Below are 26,779 nucleotides of genomic sequence, written 5' to 3'. Positions count from 1 at the left end.
TTAGATTCAATCTTGCGGTAATCTAGCCTCGATTACGAATGGTTAGAAAATCGTTATTCAAATTATTTTCATTCGATTTATTCGCTGTGAAATTTTTTTATTCTGGTGCCGATAGAGGGTGTGGCACCAGAATAAATATGCTGCTGCATGATCGCTAATCAAAGCGGTTGGTATAGCGGAATTCTCCACCAAAGGAATCAGTACCGAAGCGCAAGATACTTTGTAAGGTTCGGCTGATCTGGTAGGTGATGCTGACTGTCTGGGTAGCACTTTCGATGCCGTACAGATAGCTGATGTATAGGTTGTTGGACAGGTGTTTGCCTACGGTAATCGCCTGTTCTGCCGGATTCATTTCTCCGGTTTGGCTGTTACGCGTCTGATGACTGGTAATGCCGATGTCGTCAACTAAGCCAATTTTGTCATTTAATCCACCGGCTAGCCAGGCACTGGCCGCGGCAGCAATAGCTGCTTCATCACCGGCACTGCCACTACTTGGACGGTTCAGTATCAGCCATGAAAGTTTATCTTTTTCGCTCATGGCCTCGTTGGCAATAAGGGTAATACGTGGATTATCCAGCCGTCCGAGTGCTTCTACACCCGCTCCAACTTGTGAGTAACGCCGTTTTGCACGAATTTTTAGATTCGGGTTGTTCATCGGTCCAACAAAAGAAATGGTACTTCCATGCTGAATAATGAGATCTTGTCCATAGGCTTTATATTGTCCTCTGACCACGTTCACGGTACCGACTATTTGGATGGTGTTGCCTGGTGTGGCGGTAGCGGTAAGCTGTCCTCCGAGCAATACATCTATGCCTTCACCACTGAAGCGGAAGGCGTTGTTCATATCCAGATCAATATTGAGACGCACAGGAGTAGGACGCTCTTGTTCCTGTGTTTTTTCTCGACCTAATACTACTACGTCGTCATCTAATTGTGGCATACCGGATTGCTGCATACCAAATAGACCTTTATCCACTTTGAGTTTACCGGTTAAAGCAATACCATGACTAATGGTATATTGTAACTGGGTATTTCCACTGATGGTGAGTCGGCGATTGATCTGATCGAGTATGTTGTAGTTGTTAAAACGGGCAGTCACATTGATATCAGGTGTGAGCTTGGTCATGTCCACGACACCAGTCAGGTTGATGGAACCATCACGCCGGCTAAAGCTAAGGCTATCGATCAGCCAGCGGCGGCCTTGAAAATGGCTTTTAAGTGCTCCGTTTTCTAGGATGGTGCCATTTGCCTGATCGCGGTAGAAAAGGTTGCTACCGGTTAGGGTACCGTTTAATAACGGTTCACTTAACTGACCGCTGATGGTGGCATCGGCACGCATGGATCCTTTCAGCTGCATACCGATTGGCAATAGGTTACGAATTGTGCTCAGATCGGGTGCGTCAATCCTGATGCGACCACTGATCGGGGCATTGCTGAGTTTGCTGGTGCTGGATTGGTTGATGATTAAGGTAGCATCGGTGTTGCCGTAGCGGGTCAGACCAGATAAGTGGTTGTTAATGCGACCACTTTGAAACTGGGTGTCTAATTTAAGATTGTGTAACTCAAGTTTCTGTTGGTGCTGTGGCAGAATAATATCGCCCGATTGTTGATAAACTTTCAGGTATCCTTGCATATTCTGACCATAGTTGAAATTCCAGTCACCACCTAAGATCAGATTTTGCGCGAACAGCCATGATAAAAAATTATTCGAACCGCTGTCTGCACTGTTTCTACTCGAGGCGGTGGTAAGATTTCTTGGCGCTGCTCTACGATCAATAAGACCATGCAGTTCACGAATGGCAAGATTGCTGGCTGAACCATGGGTAGATAAACCCTGCTTTCTCTCCCAGATCAGCCGGTTTAAGATTAGGCTCCCACCCATTGCTGCCCAACGGGCATTTTGTAGAGTCACACGCTGGGTACCTGCTTCCAGTTGGATCGGGCTAAGCAACTTCAAATTTAGGGCGCCGTTAATGTCTAAAATACTGACCCGTCCACGCCATTGATAATTTTGGTCAAGTCCGCCGTTGGCGTTTAGGTTTAAATTATACGGTTTTCCATCGAGTAACAGATTACTGTTACCTTGAATATGATGCTGGTTACCTTTGCCATTTATTTTGATATCGGTGTTATTAATGGTTGTGGCGTTTTTCTGGTTATTGCCCCCAATATTGAGATGGTCGGCAGTGAGGGCAACTTGCAACGGCTGATTAATATCAGGAGAACCAATAAATTTGAAATCGAGTTGGTTAATATTGAGTAGCTGTGCGATCTCTAGATTTCGAGCAGATCCGCTCAGATTAGCAGTGAGTTTTTTAGGTTCGCCAGCAATATAGCCTTTGGTGAGCAATAATCCTTTGATGCCAAATCCGAATAAACTCAAATTTGGGGCATTGATATCAAGATTAAGTTTGTCGCCATTTTTACCAAAACTACCATTACTGTTGATCCGATTCTGCCCTAAAGTAAGATTGATATCAGTTTGTTCCAGATGCTGATTGCGATAGCGGATATCGGCTTTACCCGTTAAAGGTGCATTAGACAAGATACTGTTGTGCCATAACATTTTGGCTTGGATGTCAGTTTGCTGATTCAACTGACCGGTCACACTGATGTGACCGTTAATGCTGCCTGTAGGAAAGGTGTCATTGAGTTTGACGGGATTAAAATTGGTGCTGTTGATCTCAAGTTGGAGTGATTTTTCCTGATATAAAGCCAGGCTGCCCTTGGCATTGAAGCTACCACCACCTTTAGGATTAATATTGAGTTTTTCCAGTAGCAGTGTTTGCTGATGTTTTACTTCATCAGTCACAATTTGCATGACGCCATCGCTGCTGGCTTTTTCTGTGTTCAGCTGCCATTGGGTATTGAGTCCGTTAAATGAACCAAAAACGCGAATAAAGCCATTTAATGAACCAGGTAGATTGTTGGATAAGGCATCTTTAGCATAGATATGCAGCAGTTGACTATTCAAATCAAGTTGTTTGGCTGCGGTATCAATGTAGCCTTTGCTTATGATCTGTCCACTTTGTAACAGTTGCGCAGTTAAGCCAGGGAGAACCAGTCGACCATTGCTGTCGATGCTGATTTCACCTTCTATGCTGCGCAGTGGTAAACCTCTGACATTAGCCGCGTTATAAGCCAATGGTTTTTCATTTCCCAGTTTAATGTGTCCGCTCAAACTGTCCGCTTTGTCATTGACTGGAACGATGTCCATATTCATATTCAGATCAGCAAAGGGAAGGGAAGTGCTAAACGCGGCCGGATTGATATGCTGGGCTTGCAAATTGATGCTCACGATCTTGTGATTCAGTTTCAGAGCATACGGTTTCAGAATGAGATGTGTACGAAAGTGAATATCTCCACCATCCAATCGGGCAAATAAATCTGGTTGTTGTAAGCTGCCTTGCAGCAAAGCTTCGCTTTCAACTTGTTTTTTATCCAGTTCGCCGGATCCGCTCAGTTTACCCTTTAAGGCAAACGGAGTTTTGGTGTTAAGACTGATTTCGCCCTGAATAGTTTGCCATGGGGTGTTGAGTTGATTCAGAATCAATTGATGTTCGGTATGATCATAGCGATAGCTTGCCTGAGTAGCCAGCAATATCGGGTTGTGATTTTTGCCCACGCTAAACCCGCCTAACTGGATGGTATCAACACTGACCGAAATGGGCAGTTTGATGCTGCGGGGTAATGTTGGTGCTGGTTTAGCTGAGGGTTGGCTATGACCGATATAATTGATCTTGCCCACATCCAGTAGCCGGATATGAAGATGCCGATGCCAAATTTCGCGGTTGTTCCAGTCTAACTGAACTTTTTCAATGCTCAGGTCAAAATTTCGATGGTCAATCTGAATATTTTTTCCAGAAAATCCTTGCCATACGCTTCCGTTTAGCTCTTCGGCATTGATATGCATGCCAAACCATTTTGGTAGGGTTAACACGCCGAAACGTAAGCCAGAGTGGGTGCCTACTAGCCAGCTAGTTAAACTTATCAGAAGGATGATCAAGAACAGAAGGGAGCAGCAGAGTTTTTTCAACCATGAGTTTTTGCGACCCTGCCGAGATTTTTTCACGGCTGGTTGGTTAGCAGCAGAGGGTTGATTTTGATGCTCAGGTTTGGCAGCTTGTTCGGTCATTAAAATTTTGTTCCTAAATTGATCGACCAGCGCCATTTTTCATCATGGTGGCCATAAGCTATATCGAAAGCAAAAGGTGCCACGGGGCTAAACCAACGTACACCCAATCCAGTGCCTTCATACCAGTGCATATCGCTGAAGCTTTTTGAGACTGAACCTGCATCATGAAATAATGCTAAGGCAAAGTCTTTATAAACTGGAAGCTGATATTCTACACTGGCAACAGCTAAGGCACGGTTAGGCAAGACAGAGTTGTTATAACTTTTTAAACCGATACTGTCCATTTCATAACCGCGAACACTGTTGGCACCACCAGCGCGAAACATGAGATTTGAGGGGACATTAACGGCATCGCCAGTATGTACATAACCCAGTTGACCACGTAATAGCCAAGTGCCATATTTTTTGTTTTCTGGTGTGTAGTAATATCCGGCATTTGCCCAAATACGTTGCATCGAAGCTGAGGAAACCAGTTTGCCAAAGGTGGTACCAATTTTGCCTTCGAAATAATAACCGTTGGCAGGGCGCAATTGTGTTTCAATATTTTGTCGCTTCCATGATGCTGTCAGCATGGTGGCATAACTGTGCCCTAAGTCTGGACCATCTTCAATTTTACTGCTTTCGGTAATGTATTCCAGACCAATACGCGAATCTATTCCCCCGCGATCGCGCACATGCCAAACACCACTGGACAAAGCACGTGTTTCCAAATGCTGTACAGTTGAATAAGTATAGTTTAGATTAGATGTCCAAAAGTGGCCGCGACTATTTCTGGGCTGACTGATACCCAAACCAAAAGTGGTTTCGTAGCGGTCGGTATCTAATAAGGTGGAACCAACATAGCCTTTATGAAATAAGTCATAATAATCATAACCACCACGAAAACCAGGACCATTTTTAGAGTCAAAGCGTAAACCTAAGGTCACTTTTTGTCTTTTCATTTCACTGACTTTAACCAGTACCGGTACATGATCGTTTTCCATATGCTCAAAATCTGCCCGTACCACTGCATTGCCGTAATGACTATCCTGTTCGAGTGCTTGCTGATAATCCAGTAATTTATCCAAATCATAAGGCGCACCGGTGGTGAAATCCGCCATACCGGTAATAATGGAAGCAGGATAGCGTTGTGCGCCTGAGACCTGAATTTTGCCAAAATAAATGGGCTGTTTGCTGTCTACAGTTAAAGAAAGATCAGCCAAATTTTTTTGCGGATCAATTGTGGCGCGGCTGGATTGGATCACCGCTAATGGGTATTTTTTGCGCACCATTGCGGTTAATACAGAAGATTTACTGGCTGACCAGTTACTTTGGGTAAAGGGATTGCCGACAGGCAATACCCAATTATCTATGGCGCTTTTGTAGTAATTAGTCAAATTCTCATCGCCAGTCACTTGGCCAGACAAGGCAATGTTAACATTTTCGATATTGGTGCGCGCACCAGGGATAATGTGGATGATGTAACTATCTGGTTTTTTTTCAATGCTGACTTTTGCGTTAAAGTATCCTTCGGTCTCCAGCATGGTTTGAGTCTGTTGTGGGGCTTCTTCTGCCAGAAAACTGATTTGCTCATCATCAAGGTCTTCAATCAGTTGCTGCGTAATCAGGGGTAAGTGCGTGCCGATCAGTTTTTTTAATGCGGCATTGTTTACATCAATAATAATCGGTACTCGTGGCGTTTTAGGTAGTTGTTTCTTGACTTGATTACTCGTCTCATCACGATGAAAAAGGCGATGAAAAAAACCTGTTTTCGGTGGCGGTATATCATCACCATCAACACTATCGGCTGTCCAACTGGCAGCAATTGCCGTGGAATGTGTACTGTGGAGCAACATAATCAGTATCAGCCATGATAAGCGTTTGTGCGTGAAATAAGCCAAAATAAATCCTGTTTTTTTAATGATTGGTTTATTATTAAGTAAAAAATGTTATGTTAATGCAGAGTGTTCGTTTCCTATTGTAGCGCGATAATACGGATTAATCATATTGTGTGAAAATTTTAACCAAATATCTGGCGGTTTGGCTAATTTTGCTGCAATAAACCGCTATAATTTACCTTAATGCGTGTCGGATAAACAAAATGCAACAGATTGATTCTATCGCCAAATTCATGCATAGGCTAAATGATAGCAAAGAAGAATGTTAACATGTCTGTGAGATTGATTTTGTCTGGCAAGGATATCTGCAAAAACAATCTTATCAGTTGCAGCTTTATTTAAAAACCACACTGCTCATTTAACCTAAGGCGTCTGATCAGCAGTGGCAATTTTAGATTTTCTCAGCCATAAATTAGCGACTATATCGAGGCATTCGCGGCAGCAATAGCTTGACTTTGGACGTCTGGCTGGCATTTTTGTAAAATGATTGTTTTATTACTGGTTAAGCAGGATCAATAGCCAGCCAAAATATTGAAGGATTAATTGTGAGCAAGCTTATTCGTGTAGGCAATATTGATGTAGCCAATCATTTACCCATGGTATTGTTTGGTGGTTTGAATGTGCTGGAAAATCTGGATCTGACTCTTAAAACATGCGCTCATTATGTGGAAGTGACCAATCGTCTGGGTATTCCACTGATTTTCAAGGCTTCGTTTGATAAAGCCAATCGCTCTTCTATTCACTCTTATCGAGGTGTTGGCCTGGAAGAGGGTATGAAAATCTTTGCGGCAGTCAAACAGGAATTTGGCGTGCCGGTCATTACTGATGTGCATGAACCCTATCAAGCTGCCCCAGTTGCTGAAGTGGTTGATGTGTTGCAGTTGCCGGCTTTTCTTGCCCGTCAAACTGATCTGGTGGTCGCTCTGGCGCAAACCGGTAAAGTCATCAACATTAAAAAGCCCCAATTTCTTAGCCCGCAGCAAATGAAAAATATTGTTGAGAAATTTTATGAGGCGGGCAATCAGCAGCTGATATTGTGCGAACGGGGTAGTAATTTTGGCTACGACAATCTAGTAGTCGATATGCTGGGCTTTGGTGTGATGAAAAAAGTTTGTACAGATTTGCCGATTATATTTGATGTTACCCATGCCCTGCAGCAGCGCGAAGCTGGCGCGGCAGCATCAGGTGGGCGTCGTAGTCAGGTAGCTGATCTGGCTCTGGCTGGTATGGCCACCCGTCTGGCTGGTTTGTTTCTCGAAGCTCATCCTAATCCTGATCAGGCACGTTGTGATGGACCAAGCGCCTTACCATTGGCTCAACTGGAACCTTTCTTGCGACAAGTCAAAGCCGTAGATGACGTGGTGAAAGCGATGCCGGTATTAGAGATTGAGTAAATCAAGTAGTAACAAAAAAAGCAGAGTGTTGACTCTGCTTTTTTTTAATCCAGTTAAGCGCTTTATTCAACAGGGGATTGAAACAGATCAACTGAACCTGAATTCTGATACAAGGTAAACAGAGGTACATTTTCATCCCGAATTTTTTTGCCACCGGGCAAATCAGTAAATTCAATAATGGCTGCTGCTTCTACCACTTCCGCACCCAGTTTACGAATCAATTTAACACCGGCAGTCATCGTGCCACCAGTAGCAACCAAATCGTCTACCAGTAAAACACGTGTACCCGGTTTAACTGCATCGGTATGCATTTCAATAGTGGCATGCCCATATTCAAGCTCATAGCTTTCCGCAATGGTGTTAAAAGGCAATTTACCTTTTTTTCGAATTGGTACAAAGCCCACATTAAGCTGATAGGCCAAAGCTGCGCCGATAATGAAACCACGCGCATCTAGTCCGGCAACGACATCTATCTTTTGATCCATATAACGATACACCAGTAAATCGACCAATAGGCGGAAATACTGCGGACTTTGTAATACCGGCGTAATGTCATGAAATAATATTCCTTCCTGTGGCCAGTTAGGAATTTTGCGAATCTTTGCAGCTAACGCGTCTACACCAAAGACTTCTGGGTGAGTCTGCATTATAAATCCTTTTAAAAATAAGACTATATGCGAAATATATAAACGCAAGACGTGCGAGGTCAATTGCATATAGCGTATGCGAAGGTGCGCATAATAGCATTATTCTGCTATTTCCACAGCCTATAATAAAGCACAACCAATCTGATTTTGATACAATTACATGAATAATTTACCTAAATCAACAGGTCAAAGGTATGGTTAGTACGCAAAATCCAGCGCTCAAAGTCGCTTCAGCACAGTCTGATTTATGGCTGGAGCAGTATATTGCTTCATTACCAGAGTCTGCGCAAAAGGTTCTGCAACATGCCTATACCTTGATGAAACAACATTATCCCGATGATGCCTGTACGGATTGTGGTGAAAGTCTGTATGCAAATCTGTTCACTACCGCCAAAACCGTGGCTGATATGGATTTGATGGCAGATGCTGTGGCGGCAACACTTATTTGCTATTTGCCCAATTTTTTACCGGATTGGAAAAACATTGTTAAAGAGCAATGCGGTGAAAGCGTGGTGCAGCTGGTTTCAGGTTTGGATCAGATTCAGAAACTGAGTTATTTTGTCAGCGTTAACCCGTCTGCAACCAATGAAGAACGTCAACAGCAAGCCGAAGCGATGCGTCAAATGTTGTTGGCTATGGTCTCTGATATTCGTGTGGTGCTCATTAAACTGGCGATGCGAACCCAGACCATGAATTACCTCAGTCAGGTTACGGATGAAGCATTAAAAAAACGGATTGCCAAAGAAACCATGACCATTTTTGCCCCGTTAGCCAATCGACTGGGCGTATGGCAATTAAAATGGCAATTAGAAGATTTAAGCTTCCGTTACCAAAATCCTGATGAATACAAACAAATCGCTCGCTTACTGGATGAAAAGCGTACTGAAAGACTGGATTATATCAACCAATTCGTCGATACCCTGAAACATCAGCTAGGGCGGCTGAATATGCACTTTGAAGTGGCCGGACGACCAAAGCATATTTACTCAATATACCGCAAAATGGTTAAGAAAAAGCTCGATTTCAAGGGCTTATATGATATACGGGCAGTGCGTATTCTGGTCGATACAGTGGCGGACTGTTATGCCGCTCTTGGGGTAGTGCATAGTTTGTGGCAGCCCATTCCTGGTGAATTTGATGATTATATTGCTCATCCTAAACCCAATGATTATCAAAGTTTACATACAGTGGTAGTGGGGCCGGAAGATAAAGGCGTCGAGATTCAAATTCGTACGTTTGATATGCATCGTTTTGCTGAGTTTGGGGTTGCGGCACACTGGCGCTATAAAGAAGGCGGAAAAGGCAATGAAGTTTACGAGCATAAAATAGCTTGGTTACGCCAGTTACTCGAATGGCGAGAAAACGTTGCTGAAGCCGATAATGAACGCGAAGATTTATCGCGTGCATTTCAAACCGAACTATTTAACGATACCATTTACGTTTTGTCTCCACATGGCAAAGTATTTTCTTTGCCGGCCGGCGCAACCCCAATTGACTTTGCTTATGCCTTGCATACCGATATAGGGAACCGCTGCCGTGGCGCCAAAGTCAACGGACAAATTGTACCCCTATCAACGCCACTGGAAAATGGACAGAGAATTGAAATCATCACCGCGCGTGAAGGAACGCCATCGGTAAACTGGCTACATGACGGATGGGTTAAAAGCCATAAAGCCATCAGTAAAATCCGCGCCTTTATTCGTCAGCAGAATGGAGAAACCATTCGTGAGTCCGGTCGCAATGCTTTAGATAAACAATTGGCTAAAATGCAAATACAGCCAAATTATCATAAATTAGCTGAAGCGCTGGGTTTTAACGGTGTTGATGAAATGTATATGGCGATGGGCCAAGGTGAAGTCTCAACCCGCTTGATTCAGAAGGCGGTTGGCACATTGATGGAAAAACCGGAAACACCGGTGACAGAAACCCATTTGGTTCGTCAAAGTAAAATTAAAGCCAATTCCGGTGGTGTGCTGGTAGATGGTGAAGATGGTTTACTGACCACGCTAGCGAAATGCTGTAAACCAGCTTATGGTGATGAAATTATTGGATTTGTTACCCGTGAACGAGGGGTTTCTATTCACCGAAAAAACTGCAAATCATTTCACTATCTGGCACAAACATCACCAGACAAAGTGTTACCCGCATCCTGGACCCCACAATCAGCCAATCAGATCTTTGCCATTGATCTGGAAATCCGGGCTCAGGATCGCAGTGGCTTACTACGAGATATCTCCGAAACATTGGCACGTAATCATTTGAATGTTACCGCGGTGCAAACTTTATCTAAAGATCTGGAAGCCAAATTGCGCTTTACTGTGGAAGTTAAACAAGTGAATGATTTGCCTAAGGTCATCAGTAATTTGAGTGATGTTAAAGGCGTATTGGCAGTAACGCGTCTGTAATGTGCGCAATCTTTCTATTTTATTGCCAATATTCGCTGTTTAAAAAAGCTATGCAGCTGTGAGTGCTTTATTGGCAATGGGTAAACATGGATTATCAAGTATTTGGTGTTAGCAGAATTCGAATTCTATAATCACCCAGAAGAAATGTGGTCTCGTTTTTTATATTGGCAATTTAATAGAAATTTAAAATTACTAGCAATTCATTAGGCAATGAAGGTATCTCTTCGTGCAGGATACATTGATGATAAGAAATATGCTCTGCGTTACCTTCAATAGGTAGATTCAATACGAAATCAAAACAAATGTAATCCGTCTGAAATGTATTACAGCGGAAGTTATGATGAAACAATGGCTTTAGTATGGGAATGATGAGCAGATACTTTATGTAATTTAATAGCCTTTATAACTCGGAAAAATGATTCAGATTTAATAATTCATCTGTTAAAACTCGGTGTCATTGTCCCAAATTAAATGATCTATAGGTATCCATTGAGTATTTTTTTCTTGATACCATACGGTTAAATTTTGTTTGGTATTGATTTTCCAAGTTATTTCCTTAATAGTAATATTATTTTTTTTAATTTCATCTGCTTTAAAAATATTCAATAATCCAGTGCGAAATTCAGTAATAAATCCTTCTTCCTGACCGAGAATAAAGGTTTCTGCGGCAATGGGGCGATAGTCTCTTACAGCATTTTCCATAGACATATTTTTTATCAGTTCATAACTAATGGGCTGAATTTGCCTTCTTGTTGGTGTTTTTATGGCGTGATTTTTTGCAGTAATGGTTGTATCTGTATTTTCAAAATTTTCAATGTGTGATTTATTACAAGAAACAGTAATCAGGGTTGCTAATAGTAAGAAAATATTTTTCATAATTTATACAATCTAAAGGTTGTATAGGGATTATAGTCTTGAATTCGATTAAAATATAATCTAACTGTCTGTTTCTGCATTTATTACTGATATTCATAAAGCTTGATATAGGCTAAACCCAGTCCTTCATGTCAATTATACTCATCTGCATACCACCTTTTTCTGCCATGATGAGCCTGAATTCTGTTACTAATGGTATGGTCGAATTTATGGGATAGAAGATATTGTTAAAAGTGGGTCCCTGCTAGCTAAAAGCCTGTTTTATGTTTTGAGACAAATCGTCTATAAAAATAGCCCAATGCTTATAAACATGGGGTGAACATATTGAACCGTTGCATTGGGCTTACCAAGATGCAAAAAATAGATCTTAAGATTGGTTAGATTTGCTCTGGGCTAAAACGGGTTGCCAATGGGGTATTAATGCAGTGCATCATAAATTTTTTCTGCCAATGCCTGGCTAATGCCTTCGGTTTGGCTTAGATCATGTACACTGGCCGCAACGACGCCACGTAATCCGCCAAAACGGGTTAAAAGCGCCTGACGACGTTTACTGCCAATACCAGGTATATCATTCAAAGAAGATGTGATGCGAGCCTTGGCGCGTTTTTGTCTATGACCGGTAATGGCGAAACGATGGGATTCATCCCGAACTGTTTGTAACAGATGCAAAGCTGGATTATGTGGCTCGATGCGAATATTACGTTGTTGATGTGGAATGATCAGTTCTTCCAGTCCTGCCTTGCGTTCTGGTCCTTTCGCTATGCCGACTATCGGTATGGTGATTCCCAGTTCTTGCCACACATCCAATGCCATATGAACTTGTCCCTTTCCGCCATCAATTAAGACCAGATCCGGCCAACCACCGATACTGTCGTCGTTGTCGGCCAGACGGCCGTAACGTCGGGTCAAAACTTCACGCATTGCCGCATAATCATCACCGGCTTTAGCCGTGGTGATGTTGTAACGGCGATATTTACTCGGTTGCATGGCTTCATCTTCATACACGACACAGGAAGCAATGGTGGCTTCGCCTTGGGTATGGCTGATATCAAAGCATTCAATACGGTTAATATTGTCTGCATCCATATCCAACAGTTGAGCCAGAGCTTCAATCCGATATTGCTGACTATGTTGTTGTAAGCGGTGTTGTTGAATGGCCATCTGAGCATTGCGTTCAGCCATTTGTAACCAGACACGACGTTCGCCAACGGTTTTATGAATGTATTGGAGCTGTTTGCCATGATCCTGATTTAGCGCAGTGCGTAATTCAGAGGGTAATGGAAAGTTGGTGATGATGATTTCTGGTTTGCTTTTGCCCAGATAATGTTGTGCCACAAAAGCTTCGCCATAATCCTGCAATTTTTCTGAAACCCGATAACGCGTATCTGGAAAAAAGTTTTTATCGCCAACATGCCGACCGCCACGAATGCTCACCCAGTGGATGCAAACGGTGTCATTGTCTTCGGCTAAGGCCAGTATATCAATGTCTTTTTGTTTGGCGTTTTTACTGTCGATAAATTGTTGTGATTGCATTAATCCCAACGCTTGTATCTGATCTCTGACCTGTGCCGCCGTTTCAAAATCAAGTTGTTGCGCCGCTTGCTGCATTTTGGCATGAAGTGTTGCAGTGAGTTCGCTGGTTTTACCCTGCAAGAAGTCAACTGAAGCCCGTACGCTTTCATGATAATCTTCTGCGGAAATATGTCCGGTACATGGACCAGAACAGCGTTTGATCTGATAAAGCAAACAGGCGCGATCACGGTGTTCAAAAACGCTGTCTTCGCAAGTGCGTAACCGAAATACTTTTTGCAGTGTCTGAATGCTATTACGCACAGCGTAACCGTTGGGGTACGGGCCAAAATATTGATTGGGTTTTTTCAGGGTGCCACGATAATAAGCCATCTGGGGAAAAGTATGGCCAGTGAGCATCAGATAAGGGTAGCTTTTATCATCGCGAAAAAGAATATTATATTTTGGTGATAAAGCTTTGATCAGATTGTTTTCCAGTATCAAAGCTTCAGCTTCTGAATGGGTGACGGTAATTTCGATTTTCGCCACTTGTTTTACCATCAGTTGTATGCGAGGAGACTGGTCGCTTTTTTGAAAGTAACTACTGACTCTTCGTTTCAAGTTTACCGCTTTACCCACGTATAAAACTTTGCCTTGACTGTCCAGCATGCGATACACGCCGGGTAATAATGGCAGATTTTTTAAAAACAGGGTGATATTGAATTCGCCTGTTTCGGTTGGCGTGGTGGATTGAGAAGTGGAATCTGACATGATCTACTGGTAAAAACAATGTTTGATAAGAAAGCAGCACATAAAAAATCCATAAGCTGTGATAACAACTTATGGATGAAGAGCTAATTATCAAGGGTAAAGATGTTAATTACAATTGTTATTGATATCTGAATCGTAACGGTTGATCAATTCCTGACGCTGAGCTGTACGCATATTTTCCGCTATTTTGCGATTGATGCGGGCAGTTTTACAGGCTTCTTCCCGATTTTTTTTGTTTTGTTCCTGAATCTGTTTATTTTGTTCAGCAGTTTTGCGGTTTTGTTCTTCAATGCGACGATTAACCATGGCCTGTTGCGCAGCCAGCGAATCAGGTTCTGAAGCAGCAGTTGCAGTTAGAGGGGCTGGTGCTAAAGAGGTAGTCGTATGGGTGCGAACATTGAATTTTTGTGCCCTCGCCGGAACAAGTTGTCTTGGGGAATCAGAATATTCATTGTTTCCTTTAGAGTCACGCCAAGTAAACACCTCTGCCGCATTGGCAACGAAAAAGCTGCTGAGTAAGATAGCGGCTAACGATGTTATCAACGTATTATGACGCATATTTACGTATCCTTCGCAATTGGAATTATATATTTTACATATTATACGATAATTTGAGACGTTCATGTCTTTAGTGTTGGCAACGATGTGTCTTTTTTTGCCTAAATGTCGCATTTTAGTTAAAATTACTCGCCAGTTTTGCAGTATCTTATCTTTAAATTCTCCTCGTTCTCAAAGAAGCCACAAAATGCATATTGTCGAAAAAGCATACACTTTTGACGACGTCTTACTGGTACCTGCTCATTCTGCAGTACTGCCTCGAGACGTTATTTTAAAATCCAAACTTACCCGTCATATTTCTCTCAATCTGCCTTTGGTGTCAGCAGCAATGGATACGGTTACGGAAGCCAGACTGGCCATATCGATGGCTCAGGAAGGTGGTATCGGTATTATTCACAAGAATATGACTATCGAGCGTCAGGCGCAGGCGGTGGCAAATGTTAAACGGCACGAAAGTGGTGTGGTTAAAGATCCGGTCACCATCACGCCGGACACGCTGGTTGGTGAGCTAATTGGTCCGTATCGTAAATATAAGGTATCCAGTTTACCGGTGTTGGAAAATGGTCAGGTGGTAGGACTGGTTACCAATCGTGATTTACGCTTTGAAAGCAATTTACAACAAACAGTGGCCAAGGTGATGACGCCACGCGAGCGGTTGGTGACGGTCAAGGAAGGAGTCAGTATTGATGCTGCGCGGGAGTTGATGCATGCACATAAAATTGAGCGCGTGTTGGTGGTGGATGAATCATGGGCGCTCAAAGGGCTGATTACGGTTAAGGACATCTTGAAAAATACCGCTTTTCCAAATGCCAATAAAGATGATGAAGGACGATTACGTGTCGGTGCTGCTGTCGGTGTTGGTAAAGATACTGAAGAACGAATTGCTGCGCTGGTGCAAGCTGGCGTAGATGTATTGGTAGTTGATACTGCACATGGACATAGTCAAGGGGTGATAGAACGTATCCGCTGGGTAAAACAGCATTATCCTCAGGTGGATGTGATTGGTGGCAATATTGCTACCGCAGCTGCTGCCCGTGATTTGGTTGCAGCGGGTGCAGATGGGGTAAAAGTAGGTATTGGCCCAGGTTCAATTTGTACTACGCGTATTGTCGCCGGTGTCGGTGTACCACAGTTAACTGCTATTCATAATGTTGCGACTGCTTTAGCCGGAACGGGTGTTCCGCTGATTGCTGATGGTGGCATCCGATTTTCAGGTGATCTAGCTAAGGCTTTGGCAGCAGGAGCCTCATCGGTAATGTTAGGTGGCATGTTTGCCGGAACTGAAGAAGCACCAGGTGAAATAGAGCTGTACCAAGGGCGTTCGTATAAATCTTACCGTGGTATGGGTTCTTTAGGTGCGATGAGTCAGGGATCATCTGATCGTTATTTTCAGGATAATGTGGCCAACGCGGATAAATATGTACCGGAAGGTATTGAGGGCAGGGTGCCTTATAAAGGACCGATTGCGAATATTATTCATCAGCTGGTCGGTGGCTTGCGGTCCAGCATGGGATATCTAGGCTGTGGCAATATTCAGGATATGCATGATAAAGCACAATTTGTGGAAATTACTGCGGCCGGAATGTCGGAATCGCACGTTCATGACGTACAAATTACTAAAGAAGCACCGAATTATCATATGCGCTGAGTTGATCTGTCGCGCAGGACATGTTTAGCTTGGTTTTAGCAAAACGGTTGCTAATTTTATCAATTTTTTGACGTTATTGCAGAAACTTGCATTGCGAAAGTAAATAAAATTGGCTAAAATGGTTTGCTTCCATGGTGAGGTTGTGCACAAGCACAATTTCCCATCATTAAGCACGTAGCTCACGCTTTTTTGCGTGAAGCAGCGTGTTTTTTTTTGCCTGTATTGGGTCATGTGAAGCGAATTTTTTTGCCCATATAAAAGTGAGCCGTAACGTTATATTCGGTCTCATCTTACTGACAGGATTTTTCATGACTACAAGTGCTATTCTGGTTTTGGCTGACGGTTCAGTATTTCATGGAATAAGTATTGGTGCCGCGGGTCAGGCGGTTGGGGAAGTGGTTTTTAATACCAGTATGACCGGTTATCAGGAAATTCTTACTGACCCCTCCTACACCCGCCAGATGGTTACGCTGACTTATCCGCATATTGGTAATACCGGTGTGAATGATGAAGATATAGAAAGTAACAAAGTATATGCCGCCGGTTTAATCATTCGTGATTTGCCTTTTTTATACAGTAATTTCCGTGCTCAAGAAAGTTTAAGTGAATATCTGCAACGGTATCAGACCGTGGCCATAGCTGATATTGACACCCGTCGTTTAACTCGCCTGTTACGTGATAAAGGTGCACAGGCTGGATGCATTATGACTGGTGCCGAAGCCAATGTAGAACAGGCTCGAAGGCTGGCACAAAATTTTGGCAGTATGGCTGGTAAGGATCTGGCACAGGAAGTTACTTGCGCTGCACGTTATACATTTGCACAGGGCGAATGGGCATTGGGGCAGGGTTATCAGTCGCCAGCTGAAGCACATTATCATGTTGTTGCGTATGATTTCGGCGTTAAAACCAATATTTTGCGAATGTTATCTGCCCGTGGATGCCAACTGACAGTGGTTCCAGCGAAAACAACCGCGGCCGAAGTGCTGGCGTTAAATCCAGATGGCGTCTTTTTGTCTAACGGACCTGGTGATCCTGAACCATGTGACTATGCCATTGCTGCAGTACGTGAACTGCTGGAGCATAAAATCCCTTTGTTTGGTATTTGTCTGGGACATCAGTTACTGGGGCTGGCACTTGGCGCCAAAACCCGCAAAATGCCTTTTGGTCATCATGGTGCCAATCATCCGGTGCAGGATTTGGACAGTGGTCGGGTAGTAATTACCAGTCAGAATCATGGTTTCGAAGTTGATGCCTCTACCTTACCAACAAGTGTTCGTATTACCCATCAATCCCTCTTTGACGGGTCACTACAAGGTATTTCACTCATTGACCAGCCAGCATTTTCATTTCAGGGACATCCTGAAGCCAGTCCGGGACCGCATGATGTGTCCTATTTGTTTGACCGTTTTATAACAAATATGAAGGCGGCTAAAACCCAATAGGATGCAAAATAGCTAGCATCACTTCAATGTCCAGAAAGAAGAACCATGTTCGGAATCATCGATTTGGGTGAATATATTGCCGGCGCAATAGGTGTCATTCTTTTGCCCGGTCCCAACTCTATGTATTGTCTTACTGCGGCCGCTAAATACGGAATCAGACGTGCATATTGTGCCGTAGGTGGCATTTTGCTGGGGGACAGCACGTTGGTGTTGCTATCAGCTTTAGGTGCAACATCGGTGATTAAAACGATACCAGTTTTGTTTTTAACCTTGAAAATTATTGGTGGGTTGTATTTGGCCTATCTGGGTGGTGATTTGATTCGTGCGGCAGTAAAAAAATTTACGGCTGCCGCCGGCAGCCATGCAGCTTTGGTGACTTCGGTTGAAATACAGCCAGCAAACATCATACCCACGCCTTTTTCTATTTTTCGCCATGCATTATGCCTTAGCATGCTTAATCCGAAAGGCATTTTATTTTTTCTGGCTTTTTTTGTTCAGTTTGTCGATCCGAACTATGACTACCCAGCTTTAAGCTTCTTCTTGCTGGCATTGATATTGCAGTTTTGTAGTATTTCTTATTTAAGTGTGTTGATTTTTTGTGGCGTTGCTTTGGTAAGCTGGTTTCAGCATTATCGTCGCGTAGCGGCGACGATTATCGGATTAGTAGGGGTCATGTTCATTGGCTTTGCACTCAGACTGTGGACAGCCACAGTCAACTAGCTGAGCTACCGCCGCTGATTAACTGGTTGTCACTGAAAAGTACAACAAATAATTTTTGATAAAGGTATGAATATGCCTAAGCGTACAGATTTAAAAACCATTCTTATTATCGGAGCCGGCCCAATTGTTATTGGCCAGGCATGTGAATTTGATTATTCAGGAGCTCAAGCCTGCAAGGCTTTGCGGGAAGAAGGCTATCGTGTGGTTTTGGTTAACTCCAATCCTGCCACCATCATGACCGATCCAGATATGGCGGATGTGACCTATATAGAACCAATAATGTGGCAATCAGTGGCCAAAATTATCGAAAAGGAACGGCCTGATGCTATTTTACCCACTATGGGCGGTCAAACAGCTTTGAATTGTGCTTTAGATTTGGCGCATCACGGTATTTTGCGCAAATATCAGGTTGAGCTGATCGGTGCTTCAGAAGACGCGATTGATAAAGCAGAAGATCGAGGTCGTTTTAAAGCGGCCATGGAAAAAATAGGTTTGAATACGCCCAAATCCTTCATTTGTCATAGCATGGATGAAGCTTTGGATGCACAAAGGGAAGTGGGTTTTCCGGCGTTAATTCGCCCTTCCTTTACTATGGGTGGTAGTGGTGGCGGGATTGCCTATAACAAAGATGAATTCATCGCTATTTGTGAACGAGGTTTTGATGCTTCTCCAACCCACGAACTGCTGGTAGAACAATCTGTACTGGGTTGGAAAGAATATGAAATGGAAGTGGTACGTGATCGGGCCGATAACTGCATCATTATTTGTTCCATAGAAAATTTTGATCCATGTGGCGTGCATACCGGAGACTCCATTACCGTTGCACCGGCACAAACGCTGACTGATAAAGAATATCAGCTTATGCGGGATGCTTCTCTGGCTGTTTTACGTGAAATCGGCGTGGATACAGGTGGTTCCAATGTTCAGTTTGCTGTTAATCCCGCCAATGGCGAAATGATTGTCATCGAGATGAATCCGCGTGTCAGCCGTTCTTCTGCGTTGGCCTCCAAAGCCACTGGATTTCCGATTGCCAAAATTGCAGCTAAGTTAGCAGTTGGCTACACCCTAAATGAACTGAAAAACGATATAACTGGCGGCAGAACACCTGCTTCATTTGAACCAGCTATCGACTATGTGGTCACCAAAGTGCCGCGCTTTGCCTTTGAAAAATTTCCTACTGCAGATGATCGCCTGACTACCCAAATGAAATCTGTCGGAGAAGTGATGGCCATAGGTCGCACTTTTCAGGAATCGATTCACAAAGCCTTACGAGGATTAGAAACCGGATTAAGCGGATTTGACTGTCGTACCACTGATCGCGCTGTCATACAGCGTGAACTGGCTAATCCTGGACCAGAACGTATTCTCTATGTCGCCGATGCTTTGCGCTGCGGATATACGCTGCAAGAAATTCAGCAGATATGTGGTATTGATCCATGGTTTTTGGCGCAACTTGCTGATCTGGTTGCTGAAGAGCAGCAACTGACTCAGTGCAGTCTGCATGATCTTGACTATGCTCATCTGCGTCGATTGAAACGCAAAGGTTTTGCCGATCAACGACTGGCTTGTTTGCTCAATACAGATGAAACCAGCGTAAGAGAATACCGGCATACCCTCAATTTACATCCGGTTTACAAACGGGTCGATACTTGTGCAGCTGAATTTGCCACTAATACAGCCTACTTATATTCAACTTACGAAGAAGAGTGTGAAGCAGATCCAAGTCAACGCAAAAAAATCATGATTCTTGGTGGCGGACCTAATCGCATTGGTCAAGGCATAGAGTTTGATTACTGCTGTGTGCATGCTGCCTTAGCATTACGCGAATCCGGTTTTGAAACCATTATGGTTAACTGTAATCCGGAAACCGTTTCTACCGATTATGATACTTCTGATCGTCTATATTTTGAACCGTTGACTTTGGAAGATGTACTGGAAATTTGTCATACCGAACAACCAGATGGTTTAATTGTCCATTATGGTGGTCAGACACCCCTTAAACTGGCGAACGCATTGGTGGCTAATGGTGTAAATCTGATTGGTACCTCAGCTGATGCAATTGATGCTGCAGAAGACCGTGAACGCTTTCAGCAAATCTTGCAAGCCCTCCACTTACGTCAGCCTGAAAATCGCACTGCGCGCACAGAAAATGAAGCCTTAGAGCTGGCAGAAGAAGTAGGCTATCCTCTGGTGGTACGTCCATCCTATGTTTTAGGTGGGCGCGCAATGCAGATTGTGCATTCAGCCAGTGAATTACAGACTTATATGCGTGAGGCGGTAGAAGTGTCTAACGATAGTCCGGTTTTACTGGATTATTTCCTCAGTCATGCGATTGAAGTGGATGTGGATTGTGTCAGTGATGGTGAAGAGGTAGTCATCGGTGGCATCATGCAACACGTCGAACAAGCCGGTATCCATAGTGGTGATTCTGCCTGTTCTATTCCTCCTTATTCATTAAGTCAGACACTTCAGGACGAAATCCGTCGCCAAACCATTGCTATGGCCAAAGCCTTGAATGTGGTTGGTTTGATGAATGTGCAGTTTGCCGTACAGGACGACGTGGTGTATGTTTTAGAAGTTAACCCACGTGCCTCTCGTACTGTTCCCTTTGTTTCTAAAGCCACCAGTATACCGCTGGCCAAAATTGGTGCTCGGGCAATGGCAGGTATTTCATTAGCAAAACAGGGATTTACTCATGAGGTTGTTCCTGAGTTTTTTGCTGTCAAGGAAGCGGTATTTCCATTTATTAAATTTCCTGGGGTAGATACCATTCTTGGACCGGAAATGCGTTCAACCGGAGAAGTAATGGGTGTTGGCGAAACTTTTGCTGAAGCATACATTAAGGCGCAATTGGGAGCCGGTGAGCGAATGCCGGCTGTGGGTAAAGTTTTCTTGGCCGTACGTGATGAAGATAAACCACAAGTTGTGCAAGTGGCGAAAAACTTCCAATCCTTAGGTTATGGACTGTGTGCTACACGTGGCACGGCAGCGTTTTTGGCTGAACATGGAATCAATGTACAGGTAGTGAATAAAGTAACCGAAGGGCGTCCACATATTGTTGACACCATTAAAAACGGTGAAATTGCTTTAGTGGTAAATACTGTTAGTAACCTGATTCAATCAGTGCAAGACAGTCATTCTATCCGGCGCAGTGCGCTGAATATGCGGGTACCATTGTTTACAACTATTGCAGGAGCTTTGGCAATGAGTGAAGGTGTCAGTCAGCTTTCGAATACCCAAGTCTACAGTATGCAAAATCTTCATCAACGTATGCAGATGGATTGAGTGCAAAATAGAACCGAATATGTGGAAAAGCCAGCCAGAAAACACATCTGGCTGGCTTATTTTGGTGAATCGTTATCTTAATTTTTAGAAGTCATCATGGATAAACTTTTTGTTATTCCACTATTGCGGTTAATTTTTAACAAATGTATTTTTTACTCGTTTAGATGAATACATATATGGAATAGTAATTCCCGCATGAATGAAAACGGGTATAAGCTGTAGTAAAGCACTCCATGTAAGAATCAAATAAGCCACAATGTTCTCTGTTAAAAGCGTGATTATAAAAAAACTAATAAAAGAAAAAAGGGCTCTATAAATCTCCACGGCAATAAAAAATTTGGGAAATCGATAGTTTTTCTTAAAATACAGCCATATTAAATAACTGTTTAGCAATGCAAAAGTCAAATAATAAAAAAATACTATATATTGAAGTCCATATAAATAATCACCATTATGAGGCGAACTAGACTTCAATAGTTCACGAGTGAAGAGATCTATTTTATCTGAGTTTGAGTTAAACTCATAACTAAATCCACAAAATAAATTTATTAAAAAATTAGCCAGTGATACTAAAACACTAATGCCAATAATGATCAGCCACCCACCAAGCCCTTAGGGAATTCGATTTATTGAACTGAAACTCATATTCAATATCCATTTTAAAACGTAAAAACCTTGTAATATAAGCAGATATAATTAATGACAAATAAATATTACATTACAATATACGCTTTTATTAGAATACTTAACTAAAAATTTGTTTTTCCAGTATAACCTGTGATGCTATATTCAAAATTAAACTGATAATTGAAAAAAATTTCCTCAAGACGATGTGATCCGAGTAACCCATTCAAAGTGGCAAAAAACATCCTATTAAAAACTCAATCAGCCATCATCTAAGCCACACCCATTTGCTTAGCAAGCGTAACAATTCCTTGCTATTAGGGTTACGTGGCTACATATTTCTCAAATTTTGAATAATCAAGCAAATTAAAAAGGGTGATGAGGTATGAATCAACTGTCCATGACTTAACATCTTCAGTATCGAGGATACTCATATTAAGCAAATACAAGGGAGATGAATGATTCACATTGATGTCTAAATTTAAACGGTCTGATTTTGCCAAAGCTTCCATGATGCCTAATCGATCCGGCAAAAAGTGGCATGATTATTCAATATTTTTTAACTTTATAGTCTTATGCAAACTTATTCAAATATCAGCTATGTCCAAAGCATCAACACCTAAAAATTAGGGTTTTTAAACCAGACGAACAGATTGTTAAATAGAATGCTGAATGGTTTGAAATTGATAAAGATTTACTACCGATAAAAAAATCTCACTCGTACTCTAAGCAAATCTAAAATACACAGAAGGTCATAATCTAAATAGTGTTATGATGTGATTATACCTTTTAATCTCCGCATTGAATGAAATCAAATACTATGGTGAGCAGAACAGAAATATTAAGCTGGTGTGCAAATGAATTGGCGATAGCAACATTTAAAGATTTCAGCCCAAATGGATTGCAAATAGAGGGTAAGCCTAACATTAGTCATATCGTTTGTGCAGTAACGGCCAGTCAGGCAGCTATCGACTTTGCCATTTCGCAACAGGCGGATTTGCTGTTGGTGCACCATGGCATGTTTTGGAAAAGTGAGCCTTCTATCATCACTGGCTGGAAAAAACAACGGATAAAGACATTAATCAACCATGATATCAACCTCGTTGGTTATCATTTACCGTTAGATGCTCATCAACAATGGGGCAATAATGTGCAATTGGCCGCTAAGCTTGGCTGGATTGTTGAGGGATGTGGTGGAGAGCAGAACCTATTACAGTATGGTCGACTGTCTCAGTCACAGACGGTTGCTGATCTCGTCCAACACATTGGTCAGACCTTGAATCGACCACCACTGTTATTATGCCAAAATCCCCATCAAACAGTTCAACGTTTGGCGTGGTGCAGCGGTGGAGGGCAAAGCTTTTTTCAGCAGGCCATTGATCTTGGCGTAGATGCTTTTATCACTGGTGAAGTTTCAGAACCACAATATCATCTGGCGTTGGAAAGTGGCATAGCCTTTATTGCAGCCGGTCATCACGCTACTGAACGATATGGTATTCAGTCATTAGCTGCAGCCATAAGCACACAATTTCAATTACCCTATCAGTTTTTTGATGAGTTTAATCCAGTTTAATTCATGCCACTAATGTATAATCATGCAAGCAAATGTTATAAAAAAGTATATAAAACATTAACTTAAGCTATTTTTCTAGAAAAAATACTTTAATTTGTCTATAATCAATAAAATTTTTTAGATTTCACTGCATCTCTAACATACAGAAAAAATGAAAGATTAAATATGATGATTTTATATGCGGGCATTACTTGTCCGTTTAGTCAGCGTTGTAGTTTTGTCCTTTATGAAAAAGGAATGGATTTTGAAATCAAAGACGTAGACGTTTATAACAAACCTGAAGATTTGGCTGTCATGAATCCTTATAATCAGGTACCGGTGTTGGTTGAGCGTGATTTAATTCTGTATGAGTCCAATATTATCAATGAATATATTGATGAACGGTTTCCTCATCCGCAATTGATGCCGGCTGATCCGGTTAAACGCGGTCATGGTCGCTTAGTATTGTATCGTCTGGAAAAAGAACTATTCAGCCACGTTTCTGTACTGGAAAATCCAACCTCCAGTAACAAAGAAATGAATAAAGCTCGAGAAGCCATTACTCAAGGTTTAACCATGCTGGCGCCATCTTTCAGCAAAAATAAATATATTATAGGTGATGACTTTTCGATGATTGATGTGGCCTTGTCTCCATTATTATGGCGTCTGGATTATTATGACATCAAACTACCGAAGTCAGCTGCACCTATCTTAAAGTATGCTGAGCGGATTTTCCAACGCGAAGCGTTTATTAATGCATTGACGCCAGCTGAAAAAGCCATGCGCCGTTAATCACCTTCAGGGATTCAATAGCATGAGTAAAAACACCAAGCCTTACATTTTGCGAGCGTTATATGATTGGGCAATCGACAGCGGTTATACACCCCATATTGTGGTGTGGGTAAATGAAAAAACTCAGGTACCGATGCAGTATGTGCGTGATAACGAAATTGTGCTCAATATTGGACCAACGGCAGCGCGTAACCTAATGATAGATGATGAGTGGGTAAATTTTGCTGCCCGTTTCAATGGCGTATCTCATGATATTTGGATTCCTGTTGGTCACGTCAGCAGTATCTTTGCGCGTGAAAGTGGCGAGGGAATGGGATTTGATGTGGAACCTTTAACTGACGAGAACAGCTCAAATCAACCAGTATCCAATAGTGCCGATGAAACTGATGCTACAGACCAGTCTACTCAACATACCCCAGCTACTAGTAGTAACAAAAAAGGGCTTAAAATCGTCAAATAATTGACGCTTCATTCATGCCTTGTTGTAGCAATTTGATTGCTACAGGGTAAAAAATCAGGACTGAAATTTATATTTCAGTCCTTTTATGTATTGATCTTAGCCAGTACAATTTGCTACAGGTGATAAAATTAAGTAGCAATATGCATAAATTGAAAAAAATAAAGTGGCCAACATCATGGTTGATACAATAGTGCAATAGCCATCCATTTCTTCCACAAAAGAGGGCGCTAAACAATCTGTCTAATCTTTCCAGGTGATCAGCCTTTTTAATGCCACCAGAAGAGTGAACACAACCATCAATTTAGCGGTGTATTTAGGTTTGGCCAGTAAATATGTCTGGGCAATGTGGCAACCGTTACCATTTGACCAGATGTAGGTTATATCGATATGGATCAAAACGTGACCAGTGACGCTGATTAAATAACAAGTAAATCAGCATGACAGAGCAGCCTATCAGACACCAAAGCATGTCTTTTTGAGTATCCCAAATATCTCCTTGAGTGCCCAAAAACGCATTGGCTTCCTGATGTATCAGCTCAGCGACCAACCATTCAAATAATTCATAAATAGCACTAATTGACATACAGACACAGCCACTTAAAAACAGTAACCATCCCCTTCGGTATACCACTTTCAAACCGTAGAGCAATTCAGAAGTAATGATGGCCGGAGAAAAGCCTTGAAAAAAATGACCCAGCTTATCAAAATTATTACGCGACCAGCCGAAAAGAGTACTGAGATAGTGAAACATCGGTTCTTCAGCGTAAGTATAATGTCCACCTACCAGCAAAATCAGCATATGCAGTAATATGACCCAATAGGCTAATCTGCTGAACTGAAAGCGAGTATAGGTAGCTATGAGTAAGAATAAGCCTAAAAGGGCTGGAAAGACTTCTAGCCACCATGTAGGATAATCGTGAGGGTGATATGCAGACCAAAACAGAGTCACCAAAAAAATGATCAATTGTAGAATATGCTCTATCATCATAATCCCTTAGTTTATTCCAAGCTGACAGATGGTTAGTTATGTATAACGGTCAAAAATCCTTTTAATGTATTGATAAATGAAGTTATATCGGTTGATACTGAAACAATTAAGATCACTAGCGTTAAAAACGTTTTACTAAGCCGAGTTAATGGATCGCAAGCACCGATGAAAAGTATTGAGTCCAATTGCCAACATTTAATCAAATAATTCTAGGCTGGGACAGATTGATAGGATAAGCTTGCACTAATTTACATATATCACTAAATCATGGTTATAAATAATTGAAAAATATAAATAATAAAATCTATCGGTTTCATAAAATCATTTGATTATATTTATTGATCCAGATTGTGTATGATACTTCTCATTGATTCACCTACCTAAATTATTAAAAAAGGAATTATATTATGGTTGCGAATGTTAATACTGAAATCAAGCCGTTTAAAACTACTGCTTTCCGTAATGGCGAGTTTGTTGAAGTCAGTGAGGCTGATGTAAAAGGTAAATGGTCTATTTTCTTTTTCTATCCAGCTGACTTTACTTTCGTTTGTCCAACCGAGTTAGGTGATCTTGCTGATTATTATGATGAGTTGCAAAAAATGGGTGTAGAAGTTTATTCAGTGTCAACCGACACCCACTTTACTCACAAAGCTTGGCATGATGCTTCAGATACCATTCGTAAAATCAAATATTTCATGCTTGGTGATCGTAATGCTACTTTAGCTACTAATTTCGGCGTGTTGCGTGAAGGTGAAGGCTCAGCAGACCGCGCAACCTTCTTAGTCGATCCTCAAGGTATTATTCAATGTGTTGAAGTGACTGCTGAAGGCATTGGTCGCGAAGCTGCTGATCTGGTTAGAAAAGTTAAGGCTGCGCAGTATGTGGCCACACATCCAGGCGAAGTATGCCCAGCTAAATGGAAAGAAGGGGACAAAACTCTTGCTCCATCACTGGATCTTGTAGGAAAAATTTAAGCCCACATTAAACACCACATCAATATTTCTAATAATAGCCACAGAACTTTTCACCCAGATGCCAACTGCGGTATTTGGGTTTTTTTCTAAGTTTAAAAGTTAAACAATTAAAAATTTATTTT

17 protein-coding genes and 1 pseudogene are annotated in these 26,779 nt (G+C 42.1%); 10 read left to right on the top strand and 8 right to left on the bottom strand.

What is annotated here, in order from left to right; genetic code table 11:
- Positions 1-154: 154 nt before the first annotated feature.
- Together J3U68_RS06975 and J3U68_RS06970 are read right to left on the bottom strand one after the other, a co-directional pair.
- Positions 155-4,135 (bottom strand): translocation/assembly module TamB domain-containing protein, encoded by a 3,981-nt coding sequence (locus J3U68_RS06975; RefSeq protein ID WP_267375697.1) that lies wholly within the window; start codon positions 4,133-4,135, stop codon positions 155-157.
- Complete coding sequence (locus tag J3U68_RS06970; protein WP_416384659.1) at positions 4,135-5,970, bottom strand: autotransporter assembly complex protein TamA; 1,836 nt, start codon at positions 5,968-5,970, stop codon at positions 4,135-4,137. The genes J3U68_RS06975 and J3U68_RS06970 overlap by 1 nt, the downstream gene beginning before the upstream one ends.
- 599 nt (positions 5,971-6,569) lie before the next feature.
- On the opposite strand from J3U68_RS06970, the gene kdsA reads away from it, so the two are divergent.
- Positions 6,570-7,406, top strand: a complete 837-nt coding sequence (gene kdsA / locus J3U68_RS06965) for a 3-deoxy-8-phosphooctulonate synthase (protein ID WP_267376229.1) — start codon at positions 6,570-6,572, stop codon at positions 7,404-7,406.
- 62 nt (positions 7,407-7,468) lie between these two features.
- On the opposite strand, the gene J3U68_RS06960 is transcribed toward kdsA, so the two are convergent.
- On the bottom strand, positions 7,469-8,053 hold the full coding sequence (locus tag J3U68_RS06960) for an adenine phosphoribosyltransferase (RefSeq protein WP_267375694.1): 585 nt from the start codon (positions 8,051-8,053) through the stop codon (positions 7,469-7,471).
- A 194-nt stretch (positions 8,054-8,247) separates the two neighbouring features.
- Here J3U68_RS06960 and J3U68_RS06955 point away from each other — a divergent pair, with 194 nt between their 5' ends.
- Positions 8,248-10,458: a RelA/SpoT family protein gene (locus tag J3U68_RS06955; protein WP_267375693.1), complete on the top strand. Its 2,211-nt coding sequence runs from the start codon at positions 8,248-8,250 to the stop codon at positions 10,456-10,458.
- A 441-nt stretch (positions 10,459-10,899) separates the two neighbouring features.
- On the opposite strand, the gene J3U68_RS06950 is transcribed toward J3U68_RS06955, so the two are convergent.
- The 3 genes from J3U68_RS06950 to J3U68_RS06940 all read right to left on the bottom strand — a co-directional run bounded on the left by J3U68_RS06950 (position 10,900) and on the right by J3U68_RS06940 (position 14,172).
- Complete coding sequence (locus J3U68_RS06950; RefSeq protein WP_267375692.1) at positions 10,900-11,334, bottom strand: hypothetical protein; 435 nt, start codon at positions 11,332-11,334, stop codon at positions 10,900-10,902.
- A 417-nt stretch (positions 11,335-11,751) separates the two neighbouring features.
- Positions 11,752-13,614: an excinuclease ABC subunit UvrC gene (gene uvrC / locus J3U68_RS06945; RefSeq protein ID WP_267375691.1), complete on the bottom strand. Its 1,863-nt coding sequence runs from the start codon at positions 13,612-13,614 to the stop codon at positions 11,752-11,754.
- Between the two features lie 105 nt (positions 13,615-13,719).
- A complete protein-coding gene (locus J3U68_RS06940) occupies positions 13,720-14,172 on the bottom strand; it encodes a DUF4124 domain-containing protein (protein WP_267375690.1) in 453 nt (150 codons plus the stop codon).
- 187 nt (positions 14,173-14,359) lie between these two features.
- Here J3U68_RS06940 and guaB point away from each other — a divergent pair, with 187 nt between their 5' ends.
- The 4 genes from guaB (at position 14,360) to carB (ending at position 21,267) form a co-directional block, all read left to right on the top strand.
- On the top strand, positions 14,360-15,820 hold the full coding sequence (gene guaB / locus J3U68_RS06935) for an IMP dehydrogenase (RefSeq protein WP_267376228.1): 1,461 nt from the start codon (positions 14,360-14,362) through the stop codon (positions 15,818-15,820).
- Between the two features lie 308 nt (positions 15,821-16,128).
- On the top strand, positions 16,129-17,262 hold the full coding sequence (gene carA / locus J3U68_RS06930; protein WP_267375689.1) for a glutamine-hydrolyzing carbamoyl-phosphate synthase small subunit: 1,134 nt from the start codon (positions 16,129-16,131) through the stop codon (positions 17,260-17,262).
- 45 nt (positions 17,263-17,307) lie between these two features.
- A complete protein-coding gene (gene leuE, locus J3U68_RS06925; RefSeq protein ID WP_267375688.1) occupies positions 17,308-17,982 on the top strand; it encodes a leucine efflux protein LeuE in 675 nt (224 codons plus the stop codon).
- A gap of 72 nt (positions 17,983-18,054) precedes the next feature.
- Positions 18,055-21,267 (top strand): carbamoyl-phosphate synthase large subunit, encoded by a 3,213-nt coding sequence (carB, locus tag J3U68_RS06920; RefSeq protein ID WP_267375687.1) that lies wholly within the window; start codon positions 18,055-18,057, stop codon positions 21,265-21,267.
- A 129-nt stretch (positions 21,268-21,396) separates the two neighbouring features.
- On the opposite strand, the pseudogene J3U68_RS10690 reads toward carB, so the two are convergent.
- Positions 21,397-21,867: pseudogene (locus J3U68_RS10690) on the bottom strand (DUF2569 family protein); the annotation flags it as partial.
- A gap of 844 nt (positions 21,868-22,711) precedes the next feature.
- On the opposite strand from J3U68_RS10690, the gene J3U68_RS06915 reads away from it, so the two are divergent.
- The 3 genes from J3U68_RS06915 (at position 22,712) to J3U68_RS06905 (ending at position 24,695) form a co-directional block, all read left to right on the top strand.
- Positions 22,712-23,464, top strand: coding sequence for a Nif3-like dinuclear metal center hexameric protein (locus tag J3U68_RS06915; protein ID WP_267375686.1), 753 nt, complete (start codon positions 22,712-22,714; stop codon positions 23,462-23,464).
- Between the two features lie 165 nt (positions 23,465-23,629).
- Positions 23,630-24,235, top strand: coding sequence for a glutathione S-transferase N-terminal domain-containing protein (locus J3U68_RS06910; protein WP_267375685.1), 606 nt, complete (start codon positions 23,630-23,632; stop codon positions 24,233-24,235).
- A 22-nt stretch (positions 24,236-24,257) separates the two neighbouring features.
- The gene (locus J3U68_RS06905) at positions 24,258-24,695 is read left to right on the top strand and encodes a ClpXP protease specificity-enhancing factor (protein WP_267375684.1); all 438 of its coding nucleotides are present in this window, start codon (positions 24,258-24,260) and stop codon (positions 24,693-24,695) included.
- A 355-nt stretch (positions 24,696-25,050) separates the two neighbouring features.
- On the opposite strand, the gene J3U68_RS06900 is transcribed toward J3U68_RS06905, so the two are convergent.
- Positions 25,051-25,680, bottom strand: coding sequence for a DUF2238 domain-containing protein (locus tag J3U68_RS06900; protein ID WP_267375683.1), 630 nt, complete (start codon positions 25,678-25,680; stop codon positions 25,051-25,053).
- Positions 25,681-26,090: 410 nt separating this feature from the next.
- Between J3U68_RS06900 and ahpC the strand changes: the two genes are divergently transcribed.
- Positions 26,091-26,657: an alkyl hydroperoxide reductase subunit C gene (gene ahpC, locus J3U68_RS06895; RefSeq protein ID WP_267375682.1), complete on the top strand. Its 567-nt coding sequence runs from the start codon at positions 26,091-26,093 to the stop codon at positions 26,655-26,657.
- Positions 26,658-26,779 lie beyond the last annotated feature (122 nt).

The organism is Snodgrassella sp. B3882 (genome assembly GCF_026535915.1).
Classification (GTDB): Bacteria; Pseudomonadota; Gammaproteobacteria; order Burkholderiales; family Neisseriaceae; genus Snodgrassella.
The sequence above is the reverse complement of the archived record's forward strand: the minus strand, read 5'-3'. Positions and strand labels throughout refer to the sequence as shown.